This is a genomic window from Paraburkholderia silvatlantica (assembly GCF_003096715.1).
GTDB lineage: Bacteria > Pseudomonadota > Gammaproteobacteria > Burkholderiales > Burkholderiaceae > Paraburkholderia > Paraburkholderia silvatlantica.
The window spans coordinates 113,232-133,599 of the sequence record NZ_QEOL01000018.1; the positions used below are offsets into that span (position 1 = coordinate 113,232).

19 protein-coding genes are annotated in these 20,368 nt (G+C 64.5%); 5 read left to right on the forward strand and 14 right to left on the reverse strand.

Going from position 1 to position 20,368, the window contains the following annotated elements; genetic code table 11:
- Positions 1-33 precede the first annotated feature (33 nt).
- From C7411_RS22960 to C7411_RS22980, 5 genes are read right to left on the reverse strand one after another with little or no spacing between them, the layout of a single operon-like run.
- A complete protein-coding gene (locus C7411_RS22960; protein WP_110386343.1) occupies positions 34-1,020 on the reverse strand; it encodes a sll0787 family AIR synthase-like protein in 987 nt (328 codons plus the stop codon).
- Positions 1,017-1,562, reverse strand: a complete 546-nt coding sequence (locus tag C7411_RS22965) for an MSMEG_0567/Sll0786 family nitrogen starvation N-acetyltransferase (RefSeq protein WP_243413297.1) — start codon at positions 1,560-1,562, stop codon at positions 1,017-1,019. The genes C7411_RS22960 and C7411_RS22965 overlap by 4 nt, the downstream gene beginning before the upstream one ends.
- The gene (locus C7411_RS22970) at positions 1,559-2,680 is read right to left on the reverse strand and encodes an MSMEG_0568 family radical SAM protein (RefSeq protein WP_110386345.1); all 1,122 of its coding nucleotides are present in this window, start codon (positions 2,678-2,680) and stop codon (positions 1,559-1,561) included. Before C7411_RS22970 ends, C7411_RS22965 begins: the two co-directional genes overlap by 4 nt.
- Positions 2,631-3,656 carry a Nit6803 family nitrilase gene (locus C7411_RS22975; protein WP_110386346.1) on the reverse strand — a complete coding sequence of 342 codons (1,026 nt, stop codon included), beginning with the start codon at positions 3,654-3,656 and terminating at the stop codon, positions 2,631-2,633. The genes C7411_RS22970 and C7411_RS22975 overlap by 50 nt, the downstream gene beginning before the upstream one ends.
- Before the next feature lie 18 nt (positions 3,657-3,674).
- Entirely contained in the window at positions 3,675-4,157 is a 483-nt protein-coding gene (locus C7411_RS22980; protein ID WP_042263177.1) for an MSMEG_0572/Sll0783 family nitrogen starvation response protein, read from the reverse strand.
- Between the two features lie 369 nt (positions 4,158-4,526).
- Between C7411_RS22980 and C7411_RS22985 the strand changes: the two genes are divergently transcribed.
- On the forward strand, positions 4,527-5,918 hold the full coding sequence (locus C7411_RS22985) for an aminotransferase-like domain-containing protein (RefSeq protein WP_110386347.1): 1,392 nt from the start codon (positions 4,527-4,529) through the stop codon (positions 5,916-5,918).
- A gap of 105 nt (positions 5,919-6,023) precedes the next feature.
- Here C7411_RS22985 and C7411_RS22990 read toward each other — a convergent pair whose 3' ends face one another.
- Genes C7411_RS22990 through C7411_RS23015 form a run of 6 tightly spaced genes read right to left on the reverse strand, consistent with a single transcriptional unit; the run spans position 6,024 to position 11,703 of the window.
- Entirely contained in the window at positions 6,024-7,469 is a 1,446-nt protein-coding gene (locus tag C7411_RS22990; protein ID WP_110386348.1) for an alginate export family protein, read from the reverse strand.
- 57 nt (positions 7,470-7,526) lie between these two features.
- On the reverse strand, positions 7,527-8,222 hold the full coding sequence (locus C7411_RS22995; protein WP_110386349.1) for a YoaK family protein: 696 nt from the start codon (positions 8,220-8,222) through the stop codon (positions 7,527-7,529).
- Positions 8,219-9,133 (reverse strand): glyoxalase, encoded by a 915-nt coding sequence (locus C7411_RS23000; protein ID WP_110386350.1) that lies wholly within the window; start codon positions 9,131-9,133, stop codon positions 8,219-8,221. The genes C7411_RS22995 and C7411_RS23000 overlap by 4 nt, the downstream gene beginning before the upstream one ends.
- 36 nt (positions 9,134-9,169) lie before the next feature.
- Positions 9,170-9,616 carry a DoxX family protein gene (locus C7411_RS23005; protein ID WP_110386351.1) on the reverse strand — a complete coding sequence of 149 codons (447 nt, stop codon included), beginning with the start codon at positions 9,614-9,616 and terminating at the stop codon, positions 9,170-9,172.
- Between the two features lies 1 nt (position 9,617).
- Complete coding sequence (locus C7411_RS23010; RefSeq protein WP_110386352.1) at positions 9,618-11,507, reverse strand: amidohydrolase; 1,890 nt, start codon at positions 11,505-11,507, stop codon at positions 9,618-9,620.
- A gap of 28 nt (positions 11,508-11,535) precedes the next feature.
- Entirely contained in the window at positions 11,536-11,703 is a 168-nt protein-coding gene (locus C7411_RS23015) for a DUF1427 family protein (protein ID WP_110386353.1), read from the reverse strand.
- A gap of 145 nt (positions 11,704-11,848) precedes the next feature.
- On the opposite strand from C7411_RS23015, the gene C7411_RS23020 reads away from it, so the two are divergent.
- Positions 11,849-12,772: a LysR family transcriptional regulator gene (locus C7411_RS23020; protein ID WP_110386354.1), complete on the forward strand. Its 924-nt coding sequence runs from the start codon at positions 11,849-11,851 to the stop codon at positions 12,770-12,772.
- Positions 12,773-12,857: 85 nt separating this feature from the next.
- Here the strand turns inward: C7411_RS23020 and C7411_RS23025 are convergent, their stop codons facing one another.
- Positions 12,858-13,544 carry a hydrolase gene (locus C7411_RS23025; protein ID WP_110386355.1) on the reverse strand — a complete coding sequence of 229 codons (687 nt, stop codon included), beginning with the start codon at positions 13,542-13,544 and terminating at the stop codon, positions 12,858-12,860.
- Positions 13,545-13,826: 282 nt separating this feature from the next.
- Here C7411_RS23025 and C7411_RS23030 point away from each other — a divergent pair, with 282 nt between their 5' ends.
- Together C7411_RS23030 and C7411_RS23035 are read left to right on the forward strand one after the other, a co-directional pair.
- Positions 13,827-14,102, forward strand: coding sequence for a XapX domain-containing protein (locus C7411_RS23030; protein ID WP_110386356.1), 276 nt, complete (start codon positions 13,827-13,829; stop codon positions 14,100-14,102).
- A gap of 49 nt (positions 14,103-14,151) precedes the next feature.
- Positions 14,152-15,732: a cation:proton antiporter gene (locus C7411_RS23035; RefSeq protein ID WP_110386357.1), complete on the forward strand. Its 1,581-nt coding sequence runs from the start codon at positions 14,152-14,154 to the stop codon at positions 15,730-15,732.
- Between the two features lie 50 nt (positions 15,733-15,782).
- On the opposite strand, the gene C7411_RS23040 is transcribed toward C7411_RS23035, so the two are convergent.
- Entirely contained in the window at positions 15,783-17,513 is a 1,731-nt protein-coding gene (locus C7411_RS23040; protein WP_110386399.1) for an FAD-dependent oxidoreductase, read from the reverse strand.
- A 167-nt stretch (positions 17,514-17,680) separates the two neighbouring features.
- Positions 17,681-18,598, reverse strand: a complete 918-nt coding sequence (locus tag C7411_RS23045; protein ID WP_110386400.1) for a LysR family transcriptional regulator — start codon at positions 18,596-18,598, stop codon at positions 17,681-17,683.
- Positions 18,599-19,013: 415 nt separating this feature from the next.
- Between C7411_RS23045 and C7411_RS23050 the strand changes: the two genes are divergently transcribed.
- Positions 19,014-20,237 (forward strand): MFS transporter, encoded by a 1,224-nt coding sequence (locus tag C7411_RS23050; RefSeq protein WP_110386358.1) that lies wholly within the window; start codon positions 19,014-19,016, stop codon positions 20,235-20,237.
- The last annotated feature ends 131 nt before the right edge of the window (positions 20,238-20,368 follow it).

The window sequence follows — 20,368 nt, forward strand, 5'->3', positions numbered from 1 at the left end:
GTTCCTCTCCGCGAGGGACACTCGGATAGATGATCAAACTGCCAACTGCTCGAACGCGCGCGTCGCGCGCCGGTCGGCAGGCACGATGAACGGTTGCGCATCGAGACGCCAGACGCTGCGCGTTTCGTCGCCGAGTTGCAGGTCGATGGAGGGCTCGCCGTGAATCTCGCCGATCTGCGCACACGCGATGTTCCGCGCCTGAAAACGCGCAATGACCGCATCGACGTGCTCGTCCCGCACGCTCAGCAAATAGCCAAAGCTCGGGAAAATCTCCAGCCAGCGCGCGAGCGGCACGTCCGCGGGCCTGGGTAATCGATCGAGATCGATGCGCACGCCCACGCGCGAGCACTCGGCGAGCATCATCGCGGTTCCTGCGATGCCCGCCATGCTGATGTCTTTTGCAGCCGCGCAGAGCCCGCTTTCGGCAAGTTCCGCGAGCACCGCCAGGTCGCCGCGCAGACGTTGCGCGGGCGCCTCGGTCGCGGCGTTCCAGTATGGATACGGCTCCACGAATGCGCCGCGCAGGTCCACGGCCATGAGCAGCTTCTCGCCAGCCCGGGCCGCAAAGCTCGAGAGCAGATTTTTCGCTCGACCCAGTATTGCCACGGCGAGTTGCGTGCGCTCGCTGCGCGCATTGCTATGGCCGCCCACGATCGGCACGCCCAGTTGCCGCGCCGCCGCCGCCATACCTTCGAGCACCGGCGCGGCGGGTTCGACGCCATCGCTCCAGATCACATCGACGACGGCAATCGGCCGCCCCCCCATCGCGCACACGTCGCTGACGTTCACGAGCACCGAGCAGTAGCCCGCGAACCACGGCATCGCCTCGATCAGGTCGGTTACCATGCCTTCGGCGGCGAAAAGCAGATACCCGTCGCCATCGGGTATGGCGGCACAGTCGTCGCCCGCCGCCATCACCGCGTTGTCTGCATCCAGTGCGGCCAGCATCGGCGCGATATCGGCCTTGTGCGCGACGCCGCGGCCCGCACGCAGCTTCGCTACGATTTCGTCGAGCGTCATGCTGCCCTCCGCTGATCGATGACGAAGCCGTCGAAAGGCGTGGCGCAGGGAGGATAGTGCGCAAGGTCGGCCTGCATGGCGTGATGCGCGCGCCCGAAGAACATCGCCTCCTCGACCGTGTGCCAGTGCAGGCGCCGAAAGAGCGGCGCATTCTGCGCCTGGACGTGCGCGAGAAACGTCTCGCAGCCGAACGCGCGAGCGCTGCTCACGGCAAGACGGATCAGGGTCGCGCCAATGCGGCCATGACGCCGGTATGGCGCGCTCACCGCGAGGCGTGAGCCGTACCATGTCGCTTCCGTCGCATGATCGCGATGAATCCGTACGGTGCCGACCACTTGCGGCGACTCGCTGTGCGGATCGAGAACGGCAACGAGCAGTTGCGCGTGGGCGTCGATCTCGTCACGATCGTCGTGTGCGAAAATGCCCTGCTCCTCGCAGAACACGGCGCGGCGAATGGCAAACGCGGCTTCGCGCTCCCACGCATAACGCGCCCAGCGCACCACCATGACCTCGTCCCCGGCAACCGGATGAATGACGTTCATGCCGCCACCTTTTCGAACGAAGAGAGCGAAGAACACGCACCGCATTTTCCGCAGCCCGCCTTGATATCGGCTGCGCGCAGGCCGGCCTCGCGCACCATCGTGCCAAGCGGCGCGAGTATCGAGCGCATGAATTCCGGCGTGGGTGGCGCATGATCCTCCAACGGCGTGCCGGAGATGGGCACGAACGGCACGACGAACGGATAAACACCGATGCGCAGCAGTTGCTGAGCCATGTCGAGCACACGCTCGGGCGAATCGCCGAGTCCTGCGAGAATATAGGTGCTCACCTGGCCGCGCCCGAACACCTCGACCGCCGCTTCGAACGCCGCCATGTACCGGCTCACTGGCACCGTCGCCTTGCCGGGCATGATGCGCGCGCGCTCGGCCTCCCCCAGCACTTCCAGATGCATGCCGAGCGAATCGATGCCCGCCTCGCGCATGCGCGCAAACCACGCATCGTCGTCAGGCGGCTCGCATTGCGCCTGAAGCGGCAAATCGACCGCGCGCCGGATCGCACGCGCGCTGTCGCACAGGATGGCCGCGCCGCGATCGGGCGTGGACGGCGTGCCGGTCGTGAGCACCATGTGCTTCACGTTGTCGAGCAGCACCGCCGCGCGCGCCACTTCAGCAAGCTGTTCCGGCGTCTTGTGCGCGACCGTGCGCCCCGCCGCGAGCGACTGCCCGATCGCACAGAACTTGCAGGCCTTCTTGCGGCTCTCGTAGCGAATACAGGTTTGCAGCACCGTGGTGGCAAGCACGTCGGTGCCATGCAATGTGGCGATGTGCGAATACGGCACGCCGTCGAGCGTTTGCAGCTTGTAAAAGCGCGGTTGCCTTGCGAACGCGATCTGCGCGACGGGGATGCTGCCGCGCTTGAGCACGCTCACGCCGTTTGCGTCGGGTGCATTCGCGACGAACGCGGACTGGTGCGCGCTGTGCGTATGCACGGGCACCATCAGCGTGACGCCGTCGATCACCACGGCCTTGTGGTCGGACGGCCCTGCGCCGCCACGCCTCGACAGCCCCTCGTGGTCGGGCGCGGCAAGGCGCAGGCCGCTCGACTGCAGTTCAGTCAAGAGTTGCAGGCTCGATTCCGGGAAATTGACGCTGGCATTCATCGTGGGAGCTCCATGAAGCGGTGACGGGCGTGTCGTCGAAGGAGAAAACAGGCGTGGCGGGCCGTTCGTTGATCGCGAGACTGAGTAGTTCGGGCCGCGCATAGTGGCCAACCGAATCCATCATCCGTTTGCGCTTGGTGATGAGCGCCATGTCGAGATCGGCAATCACCATGCCCTCGCCTTCGCGCAGCGGCGCGGCGAGATGCTGGCCTTCGGGTGAGACGATCGCCGCATTGCAGCCGCCGCGCAGCGCCTTCTGCAGCTTCGGATCGCCTGTGACGGAGGCGATCTGCGCATCGGTCAGCCATCCCGTTGCGTTCACAACAAAACACCCCGATTCGAGCGCGTGATGGCGGATCGTCACCTCGATCTGCTCGGCGAAGATCGGCCCGACGAGGGAACCCGGAAACTGACTGCAATGGATCTCCTCGTGCTGCGTCATCAGCGCGTAGCGCGCCAGCGGGTTATAGTGCTCCCAGCAGGCGAGCGCGCCCACGCGGCCCACGGCAGTGTGCGCGACCTTCAGGCCGGCTGCGTCGCCCTGCCCCCAGATCATTCGCTCATGGAACGTGGGCGTGAGCTTGCGCCGCTTCACCTTGATCTGGCCGTCTGTATCGAAGATCAACTGCGTGTTGTAGAGGCTGCCGTGATCGCGCTCGTTCACGCCGAGCACGATCACCATGCCGTGCTCGCGCGCGAGCGCGCCGATGGTTTCCGTCACGGGACCGGGTATCGTCACCGCCTGCTCGTACAGCCGCAGATGCTCCGTGCCCGACTGCACCGGCGGCAGCACGAACGAAAAGTACGGGTAGTACGGCAGAAACGTTTCGGGAAACACGGCCAGTTGCACGCCCTCGCGCGCGGCGCTGACGATCGCGTCGCAGACACGCGCGAGCGTGCCCGTGCACGATTCGAGATCCGGCGCGATCTGCACGGCGGCGGCGCGAACGATGCGCTTCGTGGATGGAGTCGACATGGCGATACCCGTGCGAACTCAAACCGTCCAGGTGTCGATCACGAGCGCGTTCGACTTGCGATGCAGCAGCTTCAGGTCGAGCACGTCGAGCGGATTGATGGCCCGCACGCCTTCGATCAGCGCGGCTTCGCTTTGGCCATAGAGTGCTTGCAGCGCGAAGCGGCATGCGTAGACCTTGCCGCCTTCGGCCATGAACTTCATCAACTGGTTGTTGAAGTTCAGATGGCCCGGAAAGGCTTCGGCCCCGAGCGTCGGGAAACCGCGCTGCACGCCCAGCATCACACCCGGGCCGTAAAGCAGGATCGACGTTTCAAAACCTTTGCGCTGCAGGCGCGTGGCCTGGAGCATGTTGACGAAGCCAATGGAACCTTCGAACGCGACGGTATGGAACGTGACGAGTGCTTTCTCGCCGCGTTCTGCCTTGACGTCCTCGAAGACCTTCTCTTCGTAATCGACGAGGAAGTCACCGGTCTTGTGGGCGGGCGTGGTGATGGCGGGCATTGCATGACTCCGTTCAATGATTGAGGACTGTGGCCGACCGGTGGCCGGCGTCTCTCTTTTCGCAACGGGTATGCCATCAAGTGGCATGCGTCATGCAATCAATCGCCAATCAATGCCGCGTGCCGCGAATGATCCGGGTGATGATTTCTCACGAAGCGCTGACGAGGCGCGCGTGGATGATGTGGGTCGCAATCCGCGCGGCGCCGCGTTCGCCCCGGCGTTGGGCAACACGCATGCGACTGAGGTGCATGCATGCATCATTTCGGATCATTCGATGCGATCACCTGCAATCAATTGTTTTATTTTTCGCTGCTCATTCTCACTAGAATGAATCAGCCCATCTTCGCAGGCGCTTTTGCGTAATGCCCTATGTCGAACCTGACCGCTCACTGGCTCAAACGGCTTGCCGAAAGTGACAAGCCCGTTTATCAGACCATTCCCGATCTCATCGAAGAAGACGTGGCGAGCGGCCGCCTGCGACCGCGCGACCGGCTGCCGGCGTTGCGCGATCTCTCCGACGCACTCAGGATCAATTACACCACGCTCGCGCGCGGCTATGCCGAAGCGCGCAAACGGGGCTTGATCGATTCGCGCGCGGGCAGCGGTTCATACGTGCGAGGACGGCCGCCTGCGGTCCCGCTTCGCGCAGGCACCGCGCTGGAAATGACCATGAACATGCCGCCCGAGCCGCCGGAATTGACGGCGCTGCTCGCGGAATCGGCAGCGCAGGTCATCGGCACGGCCGACCCGTGGTCCATGCTTCGTTATCAGGATTTTGGGGGCTCGCAGTTCGAGCGCAGCATGGCGAGCCAGTGGCTGCGCCACACGCTGCCTTCGCTTCGCGCGGACGCGCTGCTGGTCTGCCCCGGTATCCATAATGCGCTCGTCGCATTGCTGCTGCGGCTCGTCAAGCCCGGCGAAGCCATCTGCACCGATTGCCTCGCGTATCCCGGTTTGAAAGTGATCGCGAATCAGCTGGGCATGCCGCTCGCACCGTTGCCCCGCGACGACGAAGGCCTCAACGCCACGGCATTCGAAGCGCTCTGCAAGACGCGCAAGCCCGGCGTGCTCTACTGCAATCCCACGCTACAGAATCCGACCACGCGCACGCTCTCGCAAACCCGCCGCGAGCATATTGCCGATATCGCGCTTCGCTACAACGTGCCCATCATCGAAGACGACGCCTACGGCATGCTCTGCGAAACGCCGCCCGTCGCGCTCGCCACGCTCGCGCCCGAACTCACCTATTACGTGACGGGCATGTCCAAGTGCTTCGGCGCAGGCTTGCGCGTGGCCTTCGTCGTCGCGCCGGGCGCGCGTCATGCGGAGCGGCTTTCCGGCGCGCTGCGCGCGACCACGGTGATGGCGAGCCCGTATATGTCGCATCTCGCGGCGCGCTGGATCGAAAGCGGTGTTGCTCAGCAGATGCTCGAGGCCATTCGCAACGAGTGCGCGGTACGCCAGCACATCGCAGCACAGGTTTTTGCGTCGCGCGAAATCGAAGCGTCCAGCGACTGTTTTCATCTTTGGCTCACGGTGCCTTCGGAAACGGGCTGGAGTGCTTCGGAACTCGCCTCACATTTGCGCACGAAGCAGATTGGCGTGGTCTCGGGCGCGGCGTTCAGCACCGATGGCAATCCGCCCAACGCCGTGCGCATCTGCCTTGGCGGGCCCGGCGATGCAACCGCGATGGAGGAGTCGCTGCACCTCGTGGCGGACATGCTCGATCATCCCGACCATCTGCATTCGCCAATGCTCTGAAAGGCGGCTTGCCCGTTTTTCGGCAAAGCTTTGCGCGCCAGCGGCACGAATCTGACGGCGCCCGCCGGTCGTCAAGAAACGTGGAGGCGGCGGGCGAGCCAGGTCCTACCAGCCGTACTTGAGTTCGATACCGGCGTAGTCGGCATTGTGACCGCCCGCCTGGCGTATCGTGTTCCCCACCTGGAAGTGCACGGCTTCGATCGAACCAATGAGGTTTGCCGCAATCGTCCAGTCCGCGCGCAACTGCACATACATACCGGTCCACAGACTTCCCTTGCCTGCCGTGCCGGGTACGACCTGACTGCCCTGTTGATACACGGCGTCGCCGGTCGTCTCGCGCCACTGGAAACCCAGCGCACCAAGCAGCGCGAGATTCGCGGTCGGCTTGAGCGTGATGGAAGGCTTCACGTGAATCAGGTTCGAATAGCCCGTATAGCCGGCCAGCGTGAAGTAGTAGCCGTTGGGAAACAGCGGGTTGAAGGTGCCGATCCGGCCATCGTGTGGATGCCGGTCGCCCGAAGCCGCATCGACTTGCAGCCCGATGCGCGGCGACCAGGGCATGTCGAGCTGGTAGCCCGCGATCGTGCCTACCGCCCACGCGCCGATCGTGCTGTTGCCGACCGTACCCGTCTGCAACATGCCTTCGGCGTCCCAGTCGAAGCGCCCCTGCGTGCCGGTGTAACGCAAGTCCCATACGTCACGGCGCTCGGCGCCGCTCGCATCGAGATATCGCGCGTTGCTGCGGTTATAGCGGGACCAGTAGCCGGACAGATCGCCGGGCCCCACCGACTGGCGCTCGAAACGCACGCCGCTGAAGGTGAGATCGCGATTCGACACGTCGTCGAACACGGTCGCGTCGCGGTACTGCACGGGCTGCGTCGCGTACGCAATGAAGCGCCACTTCCGATATTCGTAGTCGGCCCAGACTGCGTCGAAGGCCTGGCGCACGTTCGGGCCATCACGCACGGAAATGAAACGCTGCAAGTCGAACGCCATTTCCTGGCGGCCAATGCGAACCTTGACCGTGCCGCCGCCGAGCGCGCCCGTATAGGTCACGAATGCCTGCTCGACATCGAGCGGATTCTTGTCCACGGGCGTAACCGCGTTCTTGCCGAATGGACGGGCGTCCTCGAGTTGCACGAAGAACTGCCAGTGCTGTGCGAGATGCGCGTCGGCGTGCACTTCCACGCGCTGGAGCAGGTACGTGTCCGACTGCGCGGAACCGATGCCGAACAACGGCGCGTTATTGCTTTCGATCCGCTCGCGCAGATTCGCGCCGAGCGAAAGATATGACGAGGGGTCGCCGCCGAGCGGGATGTACTTTAGGCCGTCGAGCGGCTTGCGCGCAACGCACGGATTGGCGAGCACGGACCAGTCTTCCTGCCAGCGATTGAACATGACGACAGGACGTTTGACGTCGCACGTGGCGACGGCCTGGATGCTATCTGTTTGCGCGAACGCCGCATCGGCGGCCGTCAGCAACAGCCCTGCGACGGCCGTCGCGCTGGCGGCCTTTTCGAACCGCCGCCCTCGCATCGTGCTCGATACCATGAGTTTCCTTGCCGTTGCCGGCTTGTGATTGGAAGTGTCCGACCGGCTCACCTTGCTTCACGTGTGCCCCGGCGTCGCCGCACGCTCGTATGCGCCGGTGGTCAACGCGAGTCCCGCAAGCGCGCACGCCGGCGCGAGCAGCGCCCAAAAGCCTGCGTAGCGCAATGCCAGCGCGCCAGCCACCGCGCCGATCGCAAATGCGACGATGGCCGGCATCATCTTCCCCAAGCGCGCACGTGCGGCGTCGCGTGCGCTCCCGGCCGTACTCGCGGACAGCATGTCGACTACGTCGAGGATGGCTTGGGTGACGTTGCCCGTCATCACGGTATTCGGCACACCGGCACGCTGGATCAGGCGCGGATGCGCGTTCTGCACGCCCATCGCAAACGCACCGACCACACCGGCCACGATGACCGGCAGGCTGTCGGGCCCGCTGACCGGCGTCGCCCAGACACCCGCGAGGCAAAAGCCGACCATGAGCACGGCTTGCACCAGATGTAGCAGGCGCGCGCCCTGACGTGCATACGCCTCGGGGAGCGACCGCACCAGCAGGCTGCTGAGAACAACCCCGCCGATGAATGCGGGAAACACGATCAGCTTGAGCACGACGCCCTTGCCATAGCCTGCAATGCCGGCGCCGATCAGCACGAAGTTGCCTGTGACGTGCGCGGTGAACAACCCGAACAGCGCCACGAAGCTCAGCGTATCGACGAATCCGGCGATGGCGGCGAGTATCGTGTCCTCGTGTTTCATTTCGCGGCGTTAGCGTGAATCTCGGCGATATAGCCGCCCGGGAACTGGACGATCGCGGAGGCGCGTCCTTCTGAGGTGTACGGCGCAACGAGCACGCTGACGCCCGCGGCCTTTGCCTTCTCCAGCGTCTCGGCAAGATTCGCCACTTCGTAGCCCGTCATTTCCCGCCCGAACGGATAAGGCAGATGGCCGTCGGTCACGAGCACGGTCATCTTCCCGAAGCCCGATTCAATGCGGATGCGGCGATAGGTGTCGTTCGGCCGTCCGATTTCGACGCCCGGTGCGTTGGCTTCGTCGGACACCACCTTGCCGTGCGAGAAGTTGACATAGGCATGAACCAGCTTGTGCAGGCTTTGCGGCGACACGTACACGCGATTCTCTGGCACGGTCTGGAGCGGATCGTAATGCGGCGCCTGGGTATGCCAGTAGAGTTGCATGTTGACGCCGCCCGGCCACGTGACGACCGCGTCGCGGCCGATCGGATCGGGGAACGTATCGACGATCACGTCCGCTCCGAGTGCGCGCGCCGATTTCATCGCCGCGTCCATGTCGGTCACAAGGTAGCCCGTGCGCTCGGCGCCGAAGGGCCAGGGCGTGGGCGTCTTGAAGCCGAACACGGAGATCGTGCCCACCGGCGTGAAAACGAGTTGCGACATCGTCTGGCTCGGTGTCGGCGTGACCTGGAACACGCCCTGCTTCGACTTGCTGCCGCCGAATGTCGCCACGAAGCTGTCAGTGAAGCGGTCGAAATCTTCCGGAGCAACGTACACATGGGTCGTGTCGTACTGCGGGCCGACCGCAACCCATGGCGCCTGCGCCGGGAGCACCGGCGGTTTCGCGAACGACACGGGCGCGGCGACAAGACCGCCCGCGATCATCAGGACAACGAGTACAGAGCGAATGGCTTTCATAACGGGATTTCCTTGATGTTTCATTTTGCCGGTCAATCATGCCCGGCTGTTGCAGGATGCGGGTTGCGCATCGCAGAGCATCGTCGCGAGCACGAGCGCCGCGATCAGTCCCATATGCTCGAAAAAGCTGTTGAGTTCGATGAAGCGTGCAGTGCCGGTCTGGTTCCAGAAGTCGTTGGCGACCAGCATCGCCACGGCTGTGAGCATACCGAGGCCGCCCGCGCCAATCCAGACGAAGCGGCGCAGGACGATGCACAGCGATCCACCAACCTCGACCACGATCGCAAGCGCCGCCCACAGCGCGGGCGGATGCAGGCCGAAATGCGCCTGCTCCGCGATGGCGCTGTCGAAATGCAGCGCCTTGTTGACGCCGCCGATCAGATACGCGGACACCAGTGCGAGGCGCATGAGCGGAGCGGCCCACCACTGCGAAAGCAGCGCACGCACCCATGCGGGGTTGCGACGGCCGCTCAGCACCGCCATGTCAGATCGCCCAGCAGGAGCAGCCTAGCGCGCCCCAGAAGCCCTTGGCATCCGAGGTCGGCAGCGTGCTGCCCCATGCGCTCGCGTGGCCGTGGCCATGCACGTCGCAAGCGTTCGCGCAAGCACACATCGCCGCCGCTGCGGCGCGCTGCAACGGCGAGCCTTCACGCTGCGTTGCACCCCAGCCGCCATAGCCGCCGTACTGGCGCACCGGCGACCAGTCCGGCATGGCAGGTGGAATCGGCGCGTCGTATTGCGAGAACGGGCCCGCGCCCCAGACGATCCTGCCGCCCACGACCGTGAGCAATGCCGTCGTCGCGGCGATATCGTCTTCGGCGCACGCAAAGAAGTCGCGGTCCGGCACCATCAGGTCGGCGAGTTGCCCAACCGCGATGCGGCCTTTGCGGCCTTCTTCGTTCGAGAACCAGGTGACGTACTCTGTCCACATGCGCAACGCAGTTTCGCGATCGAGCAGATTGCGCTGCGGATACATCCGCAGGCCGCCGACCGTCTTGCCGGTCACGAGCCACGCAAGGGACACCCACGGGTTGTACGAGGCCACGCGCGTGGCGTCGGTACCGGCCGAAACCTTGATGCCCTTGGCAAGCATCTTCGCGACGGGCGGGGTGGCTTCCGCCGCCTGCGCGCCGTAACGCTCGACGAAATACTCGCCCTGGTAGGCCATGCGATGCTGCACCGCGATGCCGCCGCCCAGCGCGGCGATGCGGTCCATCGAGCGCCCGGAAACGGTTTCCGCGTGGTCGAAGAACCAGTTGATGCCTGCGAGCGGAATGTCCTGATTGACCTTCTCGAACACGTCGAGCGCGCGGCTGATGGTTTCGTCGTAGGTGGCATGCAACCGCCACGGCCAGCGGTTCTGCGCCAGCACGCGCACCACGCCTTCGAGTTCGCCCTCCATCCCCGGCGGCAACTCGGGGCGCGCAACACGGAAGTCCTCGAAGTCGGCCGCCGAGAACACGAGCATTTCGCCCGCGCCGTTATGCCGGAAGTAATCCGAACCATCGTGATACTTGACCGTGCGTGTCCAGTTCACGAAGTCTTCCTTTTCGGCATTCGGCTTTTGCGTGAAGAGGTTGTACGCGATGCGCACCGTCATCTCGCCCGCCTCGTGGAGTTTGCGGATGACTCCGTAATCGTCGGGATAGTTCTGCGATCCGCCGCCCGCGTCGATTGCACCCGTCACGCCAAGTCGGTTCAGTTCACGCATGAAGTGGCGCGTCGAATTGTACTGATATTCGGGCGGCAGCTTCGGACCTTTCGCGAGCGTCGCATAGAGGATCGAGGCATTGGGATTCGCGAGCAGCAGACCGGTGGGGTTGCCCGCGCTGTCGCGCAGGATCGTGCCGCCAGGCGGCTCGGGCGTTTCCTTCGTATAGCCCACTACGCGCAGGGCCGCTGCGTTGAGCAGCGCGCGGTCGTACAAATGAAGGATGAATACGGGCGTATCGGGCGCCACGGCGTTGAGCTCTTCGATGGTCGGCAGACGCTTCTCTTCGAACTGATGTTCGGTGAAGCCGCCAACCACACGCACCCATTGCGGCGCGGGCGTGATCGCGACCTGCTGCTTGAGCATTTCCATGGCAATGGCGAGCGAGCGAACGCCGTCCCAGCGCAATTCCATGTTGTAGTTGAGGCCGCCACGAATCAAATGCAGGTGATTGTCGATCAAGCCAGGAAGTGCCGGCCGGCCGCCAAGATCGACGACTCGGGTCGCGCTGCCCGCGAGCGGCATGAGTTCGGCATCGCTGCCCACTGCCACGAAGCGGCCTTCGGCAATCGCCACGGCAGTGGCAGTCGGGTTCGAACGGTCGAGCGTAGTGAACCGTCCGTTATGCAGAATGAGATCAGGATGGGTGGCGGTTGCACACATGTGCGTTTCCTCGCTTCACGTACTTCGATTAAAAGCCGAACAACGGCTTGAGGATTGGGATGGCCTGCGCGCCAATTACCATGCCCAGCAAACCAATGAGGGCGACGAGCGGCGGCGCCGGCGAGCGGACCTTGATAGCGCTGTAGATCACGCCGGCGAGCGCGCCCGCGCCAAGCGACACGAGATACGTTTCCATACGCTCAGACTCTTCGAAGGATTAAAATGAGAGGCATTGCATCCCGCCCCGTGCCGCCGGGACCCGTTTCGCGTCCGCGCAGCGGCGTTGCGCCCCCATCGACGCGGCAGGCCCACTCGACGTTCCGATTGCGACATGCTCCAACATGCAAAATCTCCCTGATCTCGAAGCCTGGGCCATTTTCTTGCGTGTTGCGGAGACCGGCTCGTTTGCCAAGGCCGCCGATCTGCTCGGCATTTCGCAGCCCACAGTCTCCAAGGCCATCGCCCGCCTCGAGAAAAAGCTCGGCACCATGCTGCTGTACCGCACGACACGCAAGCTCTCGCTCACGCCGACCGGCGAACAACTGCGTGAGCGCGCAATGCAAGTGCTCGCCGAGGCCGAGGACTTCGAAAGCGAAGCGTCGGCACTCGCGGTCGAGCCGCACGGCGTCGTGCGCGTGAACGCGCCGATGTCGTTTGGCCTGCGCTATCTCGCGCCGCTGCTGCCCGAGTTCCTCTCGCGCTACCCCGGCGTCGATGTCGAACTCATGCTCACCGACCATCTGGTCGACATCGTGGCGGGCGGCTTCGACGTCGCAATCCGGATTGCCGAACTCAGCGATTCCTCGCTGCGCGCGCGTCGCCTCTGCACCGTGCGACGTCCGCTCGTCGCGGCGCCCGCCTATCTCGAACAGCATGGACGTCCCGCTCATCCGCGCGATCTCGAACGGCACGCCATCCTGACCTATACGAACCTGCCGACGCCCGAGTGCTGGCGCTTTCGCCACACGGCGTCCGGCGACGAACATGCCGTGCCTGTGCGCGGGCGTATCCGCACCAACAACGCCGACGTCATCGTGCCTGCGCTGCTCGCCGGCCAGGGCATCGCCCTTCAACCGGAGTTTCTGGTGTGGGACGCGCTGCAACGCGGCGAACTCGAGCATGTCATGGGCGAGTGGGCGATCGCCGACATCAACGTGAACCTCGTCATGCCACCCGGCTTGATGCGCACCACACGCGTCACGGCATTGCTCGACTTCCTCGTGGAACATCTGGCTCATGCACCATGGGCAATGTCCGAGCGCTGACGGCACGAATCCGCCTGCGCCCGCCGATGCGGCGCCTTTACATGAAACGCGCCGCATCGGCATCGAGATGCCGCGAGGAACGCAATTACTTTGCCGGCACTGCCGCAAGCAGTTCGTGCGGCGCAGCCGTGCGCTGCTGGGCTTTGTGAACCATGGTGTAGGCATAGTCGATGCCCATGCCATACGCGCCCGAATGCTCCTTCGCAATCGCCATGACCGCGTCGTACGTTTCGCGGCGGGCCCAGTCGCGCTGCCACTCGAGCATGACCTGCTGCCACGTGACGGGCACGACGCCGGCCTGAACCATGCGCTGCATCGCGAAGTCGTGTGCATCCTTCGACGTACCGCCCGAAGCATCAGCCACCATGTAGATTTCGTAGTCCCCTTCGAGCATGGCGCACAACGCGAACGTCGTATTGCAGACTTCCGTCCAGAGACCCGCCACGACCACCTTCTTTCGGCCATTTGCCTTGAGTGCATCGCGGACCTTCTGGTCGTCCCACGAGTTCATGGACGTGCGCTCCAGCAATTTGTGTTTCGGGAACACGTCGAGCAGTTCAGGGTACGTATAGCCCGAGAAGCTTTCCGTTTCGACTGAGGTGATCGTGGTCGGAACATCGAACACCTTGGCCGCCTTGGCAAGCGCGACGACGTTGTTCTTCAGCGCCTGACGATCGATCGACTGCACACCGAAGGCCATTTGCGGTTGTTGATCGATGATGATCAGCTGGCTGTTCTGCGGAGTGAGGACTTCAAGCTTCGGATTGCTCATGATTGGTATTTCCTTTCAACCGGGGAGAAGAGACGCTACCTCGCGGCGATAACCGGGAGTGGCCAGGGTGTATTGCGCTGGCGTTATCGTCAGCCAGCTGCGCCCATTTGACACGCTAAAGAGGATATTCAACAACTAAAAAATGGAATTAATCTAATTCCAGAAAATTTACCCTTAAATAATCTGAATACGTCTTTTCCCGATTATAAAAATCCGATACGCTTGCGAAGAACCTGCCGTGCAACGTCTTTCCATACAGCGGCCATCGACGAGATCCGTATCATGAAACCGTATATTCTTTCGCTGCTCGCAGGTATCCTTATCGGCATCGTCTATTACGCGATTGGCGTGCAGTCGCCGGCACCGCCCACCATCGCACTGGTGGGGCTGCTAGGCATGCTGGCTGGCGAACAGATCCTTCCGCTCGCGCGCCGCATGCTCTCGGGCGACAAGCCGCGCGCGGCGTGGCGCGAAGCAAAGTGCGGCCAGCATATGTTCGGCTCGCTGCCGGGCGCTCAAGTATCCGACGCTGCGGCGAGGGACCGGCAATCATCGTGACGCATCGCCATATACCTATTCCCGCACTGCTTCTCGTCCCGGCACGCGGATGAGCAACGTCGAGCTGTTTCACTACCTGCTGTTGCTGATCTGTGGCGCGGGCGCGCTAACCTGGCTCGCCGGGCGCGCCTCGATCCCGCCGGCCGTCGTGCTGCTGCTGGGCGGCTGCGTGGTCGCCGTCGCTGGCAAGCGCGTGCCCGACATGGACCCCGACCTGCTGCTCGCGGCCGTGCTGCCGCCACTGCTCATGTCGAGTTCGTTCTACACGGCATGGAAGGAATTCCGCCGGGAGTTCTCCACCATCGCCTCGCTCGTGCTCGGGGCGGTCACGTTCACCACAGTTGCCGTTGCGGTGGCCGTACGCGCCTTCAACCCGGACCTGTCCTGGGCCGCCTGCTTCACGCTTGGCGCAATCGTCTCGCCTCCCGACGCGGTCGCCGCAAAAGCGATTCTCCAGCGCAATCCACTGCCCGGAAGACTCATGGCCGTGCTCGAAGGCGAAAGTCTCGTGAACGACGCCTCTGGTCTGCTGCTCTATCAGATGGCCGTTTCTGCCGCGCTGGCGGCCTCCATCACCGCCGCGAGCGCAACGGGGATGTTCTTCGGGCTCACGTTGATCGGCGTCGCCGTAGGGCTCGCCTGCGGCCAGGCCATGTGCTGGGTGCTACCGCGTCTGCGCGATCCGATGCTCGGCATCGTCGTGACCTTCATGATGGCGTGGGCGAGCTACGGCATTGCCGAGGCCGTGCACGGATCGGGCGTGCTCTCGGTGGTGACCTGCGGGCTCGTGCTCGGTGTGCGCCAGCACCGGGTATTCGACGCCGACATGCGCATCAAGGCCAAGTCGACATGGGAAGCGATCGTGTTCGTGCTCGACGCGCTTGTCTTTGTCCTGATCGGCCTCGCGTTGCACGGCATTCTCGCGGGCGTGAATCACGAAGGCGCGGTGCTGGCGGCCGGGCTGCATGTCGCGTTGCCCGCGACCGCGGCGGCCATCGCCGCGCGCCCCGTCTGGGTATTCGCCGCCATCTGGCTGCCAGGCAGGTTGCGCGCAAGCCGGACGGGCGGCCAACCGTGGTCCTTCGCCGAGGCCGTGGTGCTCAGTTGGGCCGGCATGCGCGGCGTCGTGAGCCTCGCCGCCGCGATTGCGCTGCCTGGCAATTTCCCGGGCCGCGACCTGATCGTGTTCAGCACCTTCCTGCTCATCATCACAACGCTCGTCGTGCAGGGCGGCAGTCTTGCACCGCTCATCCGGCTGCTGAAGCTGCGCCCCGCCGCGCGCCATACCATGTCCGAGCACGAGGCGCGCGCACAAACGTTCGGTGCATCTCTTGCCGCGCTCGATGAAATCGGCAAGCGCCCGTCGGGTATCGAGCGCGCCACACTGGAGCGCCTGCTCGCCGAATACCAGGTTCGCGTGAACGCCAACCAGAATGCGCACGCGTCCGGCACCGATCGAGTCGAGCACCGCGCGCGCTTCCTGCGCGTCGAGCTCGAACTCGTCGGCGTGTCGCGCGCGACGCTGCTCGACCTGCACCGCGCCGGCAAGGTGGACGATGCGGTTCTGCATCGCATCGAATCCGAACTCGATCTCGAAGAGTTGCGGCTGCAACGTCTGCTCGAACCTTGAAGCGCAGCGCCGACCTCGGGACTTCAGTCCGGCTCGACCTTATCCGTTCCTCAAGACGTACTGACTTGATCCACGCTCCGCCTTAGCCAGGCATGGATCTGCCCCACCGCCGCGGCGCCATCGCCTACCGCCGAGGCGACGCGCTTCGCCGCGCCAGAGCGCACGTCGCCAATAGCGAAAAGACCCGGCACGTTCGTCTCCAGCGGGAGGCAGCCCGCGTCGTAGCCCAAATCGTTGTCCGACTCGCTGCTCACATTCGGTGCGCCTGTCATGACGAAGCCGTGCGCGTCGAGGTGTACGCCAGTCGATCTCAGCCAGTCGGTCTTCGGATCGGCGCCGATGAAGAGAAAAAGATGCCGGGTCTCGATGGTCTCGCCGCCCGCATCCCGATGCCGGATCCGAATGCGCTCGAGACTTCGGTGGCTCGCTTCCAGCGACGCCAGCGTACAGCCCGCGCAAATCGAGACGTTGCTCAAGGCACCGATTCGATCGATCAGGTAACGCGACATGGTGGCATCGAGACTGTCCCGGCGAATCAGGACGCGCACGCTTCGCGCGAAGTTGGCGAGAAACACGATAGCCTGCCCCGCCGAATTGCCGCCACCGATCAGCACGATGTCCAGCCCTCTCACGAGACGTGCTTCGATGGGCGATGCCCAGTAGTAAACCCCTTTATAGTCGAAGCGCTCGAAGCCCGGCACATCGGGCTTGCGGTACGCCGCGCCGCTCGCCGCCACGACCGTTCGCGCCCAGACGCATTGGCGGTCGGAAAGCGCGAGCGCGAACCTGCCGGACGTGCGCTCGACGCGCTCCACGCCAATCGGAATGGCGACGTGCACGCCGAACTTCAGCGCCTGCTGGAAGGCGCGCGCTGCGAGCGCCTGCCCCGTGATACCCGTCGGGAAACCGAGGTAGTTCTCGATGCGCGCGCTCGCGCCGGCCTGGCCGCCCGGCGCACGCCGATCGAACACCACCACCGAGAGTCCTTCCGATGCGGCGTAGACTGCCGCCGCGAGGCCGGCCGGTCCGGCTCCGACAATCGCGACGTCATAGCATTGTGAAGCGCAGAACGTCGGGACGAGGCCAAGCCGGGTGGCGAGTTCCACTTCGTCCGGCGCGCGCAGGACCGTTCCGTCCGGACAAAACACGAGCGGGAAGTCGTCGGGCTTCGAGGTGAGCCCGGCAAGCAACCGTACGGCCTCCGAATCATTACGCGCGTCGACCACGGCTGCGGGATACGCGTTACGCCGCAGGAAGCCCTGCAGGCGCACGAGCCGCGCGTCGTCGCCATAGCCGACGATAATTGGACCGAGTCCCTGTTCGATGAGCCCGAGGCGCCGCAGGATCAACGCACGCATGATGTGCTCGCCGAGCTGGGCGTCCGCGATAATGAGAGCGCGCAGTTCCTCCGGCTTTAGCACGAGCGTGTCGCAATCGGTTAGCGCAATCGCATCGACGAGAGACGGCTTGCCGGTGAGCTGCACCAACTCACCCATGAAATGCCCGTCATGATGCTCGGTCACTAGCGTGGCGCCCCCCTGCGCGTCGCGCGAACAGATGCGCGCGCGGCCGCTCAGCAGGATATGCAGCCCTTCGGCCACGCGTCCGGTTTCGAAGATCAACGCCCCGGCCTTGAACGCCTTGCGGCCGGCAAAGCGGCTCGCGCTGCGGATCTGCGCTGGGGAAAGGCAGGGAAACATCTGGTGCTGCCGATGCTCCAGCGAAGAGAACGGGTGGTCGGATTCGGGAGAGTTCGTGCTCACGGCGGTGTTCGCGGTCATATCGTCTGCGTCGATCAAATGCCGCCTTGAAGGGAGGTATGCAGGCGCCGGCATGGTGTTCGCTCATCGTGTCACCTTTCGCCGCGGTGCGCATTAACCAGGGCTGAAACGTTCTGAACTCACGTTTGATTTTGGAACGCGCGACGCGGCTCCCGCGAAGCCGTGCCTTAACCGGCTTCCTGCCCCACCCGCGCCTCGAGAAATTGCAGCAAGGCGCGCACCTTGGTCGAATGACGCCGGTTGGGCAGATACGCGGCATAAGCAACGGCGTCGCCGTTGTGCGGCGTCACGCTCCAGTCGGCGAAGCAGTGCATCAGCCGGCCGGCGCGGACATGCGCGCTGACGAGCCACGCGGGCAGGAGCGCCAGCCCCTGGCCGGCGAGCGCCGCTTCCAGCAGCATGTCGAGGTTGTTGGAAATGAGCCGCCCGCGCACATTCGCCTTTTCCTCCTCGCCGCCGCGCGCGAACGTCCAGGCCTGAAGCGCTCGATAACTTCCGCCATACGCGATGCGCAGGCATTCGTGCTGCGCGATTTCGCCGGGATGCCGGGGCATGCCAGCGCGTTCGAGATACTCGTGGCTCGCGACGACCATACGCGGATTCCTGGCCAGCGTCCTCACGATGAGATTGGGATCTGCCGAAGGCAGCCCGATTCTCACCGCGATGTCGATGCGCTCGACGGCAAGGTCTACGAAATGATCGGCGACCACGACGTCGAGGGCGACGCGTGGATACTCGCGCAGATACTCCGTGAGATGCGGCGCAAGCACGACGCGATTGTAAACGGATGGCACGGTGATGCGCAGCGCGCCAGCCGGCACGGAGCCGCTGTCGAGCACGCTCTCGTCGGCTTCGGCAAGGTCGTCGAGGATCCTGGAGATCTGCTCCACGTACGCCGTGCCCGCTTCGGTCAGACTCACGCGGCGGGGCGTTCGCGTAAGCAGCGCCGTGCCGAGCGCGGCTTCGAGGGCGTCCATCAGCCGGGTGACCGACGACGTCGCCACGCCAAGACGTTGGGCGGCCTTGGCGAAGCCGCCCGCATCGGCGACTTCGAGCAGAGTGTTCAGTGCGAGTAGCTTGTCCATGACGGCGATTATGCCAGCGCGATTGCGGACGCAGCCCGTGAAAGACGCCAGCATCGCCTCACTCTTTATCGTCCGATCATTTCGCGCGACTCTCAGCACCAGTTCGCTGGGGCACGCGCAACAATTAACAGCCAGATTCAAGACTTTTCAGGCGCGTCGTGACATTCTTGCACCGTCACGAGGACTCGCGGGGCCGCCACGGGAGCGGCTACAGCGCGCCAGGGCCTGGGCCATTGCATTGCGCACGACGCAATGCGCGGTTGCGCCGCGGGTGTATTCCGATGCCGTCGCCAAATGCCTAATCTTGACGCATCCGACATCGCCTCCGCCATTCCGGTGTCGCGACGTCGGGGACTCGCTGCGCTTGAGCATCGAATCGCCCCGCTACAGTGACTTCATCGTTCAAGGAACCATCATGCCCACGCCCTCGAGCACGCTTGGCCACAAGACGCAGGCAATCAAGCTCACCCAGGGACTCATTGCGTTGTTCGCATTCAGTTGCGGTGCGATCGTCGCCAACCTGTACTACGCGCAGCCGATCACCGAACTGATCGGCCCGTCTCTGCATATGTCGGCCGGTTCGGCGAGCCTGATCGTGTCGCTCACGCAGATCGGCTACGCACTCGGCCTGTTCTTCATCGTGCCGCTCGGCGATTTGCTCGAGAACCGCAAGCTCATGATCACAACGGCGCTCGTGTCGATCGCGAGCCTCGGTGCGGCCTCGCTCGCGCACTCTTCAGGCTGGTTCCTCGCCCTCTCGCTGCTGGTCGGCTTCAGCTCGGTCGCTGTGCAGATCCTCATTCCGCTCGCAGCGCACCTTGCGCCCGATCACGCGCGCGGCCGCATTGTCGGAACGATCATGAGCGGCCTGCTGCTCGGCATCCTGCTCGCGCGCCCGCTCTCGAGCGTCGTCGCCGACCATTTCGGCTGGCGCTTCGTGTTCGCCGCCGCCGCTGTGCTCATGGCGCTCGTCACGGCCATCCTCGCGCTGACCATCCCGCGCCGCCAGCCCGAGCATCAGGCGTCCTATTTCGCGCTCATCGGTTCGCTGCTGCACCTCGTGCGCACCATGCCGGTGCTGCGCCACCGCGCCCTCTATCAAGGGCTGATGTTCGCCTCGTTCAGCCTGTTCTGGACCGCCGTGCCCATCGAACTCACGCGCCACTACGGCCTCTCGCAGTCCGCGATCGCGGTCTTCGCGCTGGTCGGCGCCATCGGGGCGACGTCCGCGCCGGTCGCCGGCCGCCTCGCCGATGCGGGCCACTCCGTGCGGGCCACGTCCATCGCCTTGATCGCTGCCGCGCTAGCCTGCACGCCCGCGCTGATTCATCCGGCGTCCGGCGTGTACGGTCTCGTCGTCACGGGCATCGTGCTGGACTTCGCCGTACAGATGAACATGGTCCTCGGGCAGCGGGAAATCTACGCGCTTCACGCGGCAAGCCGCGGCCGCCTCAACGCGCTCTACATGACGAGCATCTTCGTCGGGGGCGCGATCGGCTCGGCGCTGGCGAGCACGCTGTATGAACGCGGCGGCTGGACGCTCGTCGCAGGCGTCGCGCTGGCTTTCCCACTCGTCTCTTTCGTCCATTTTCTGCTCGTGGGCGGCCCGCATGCGCGCGCGAACGTCAGCACGCTTTGACCGGTCTGCCGCACACCCGCCCGGTGCGCGGCAAGTTGCTGACCGACGCCCGGCCGTCTCATCCGTTTCAGGAATCCTGACCATGTCCTACTTGCTGAGCCACCCCGGGATATCAGGCTGCTCGCCCATGC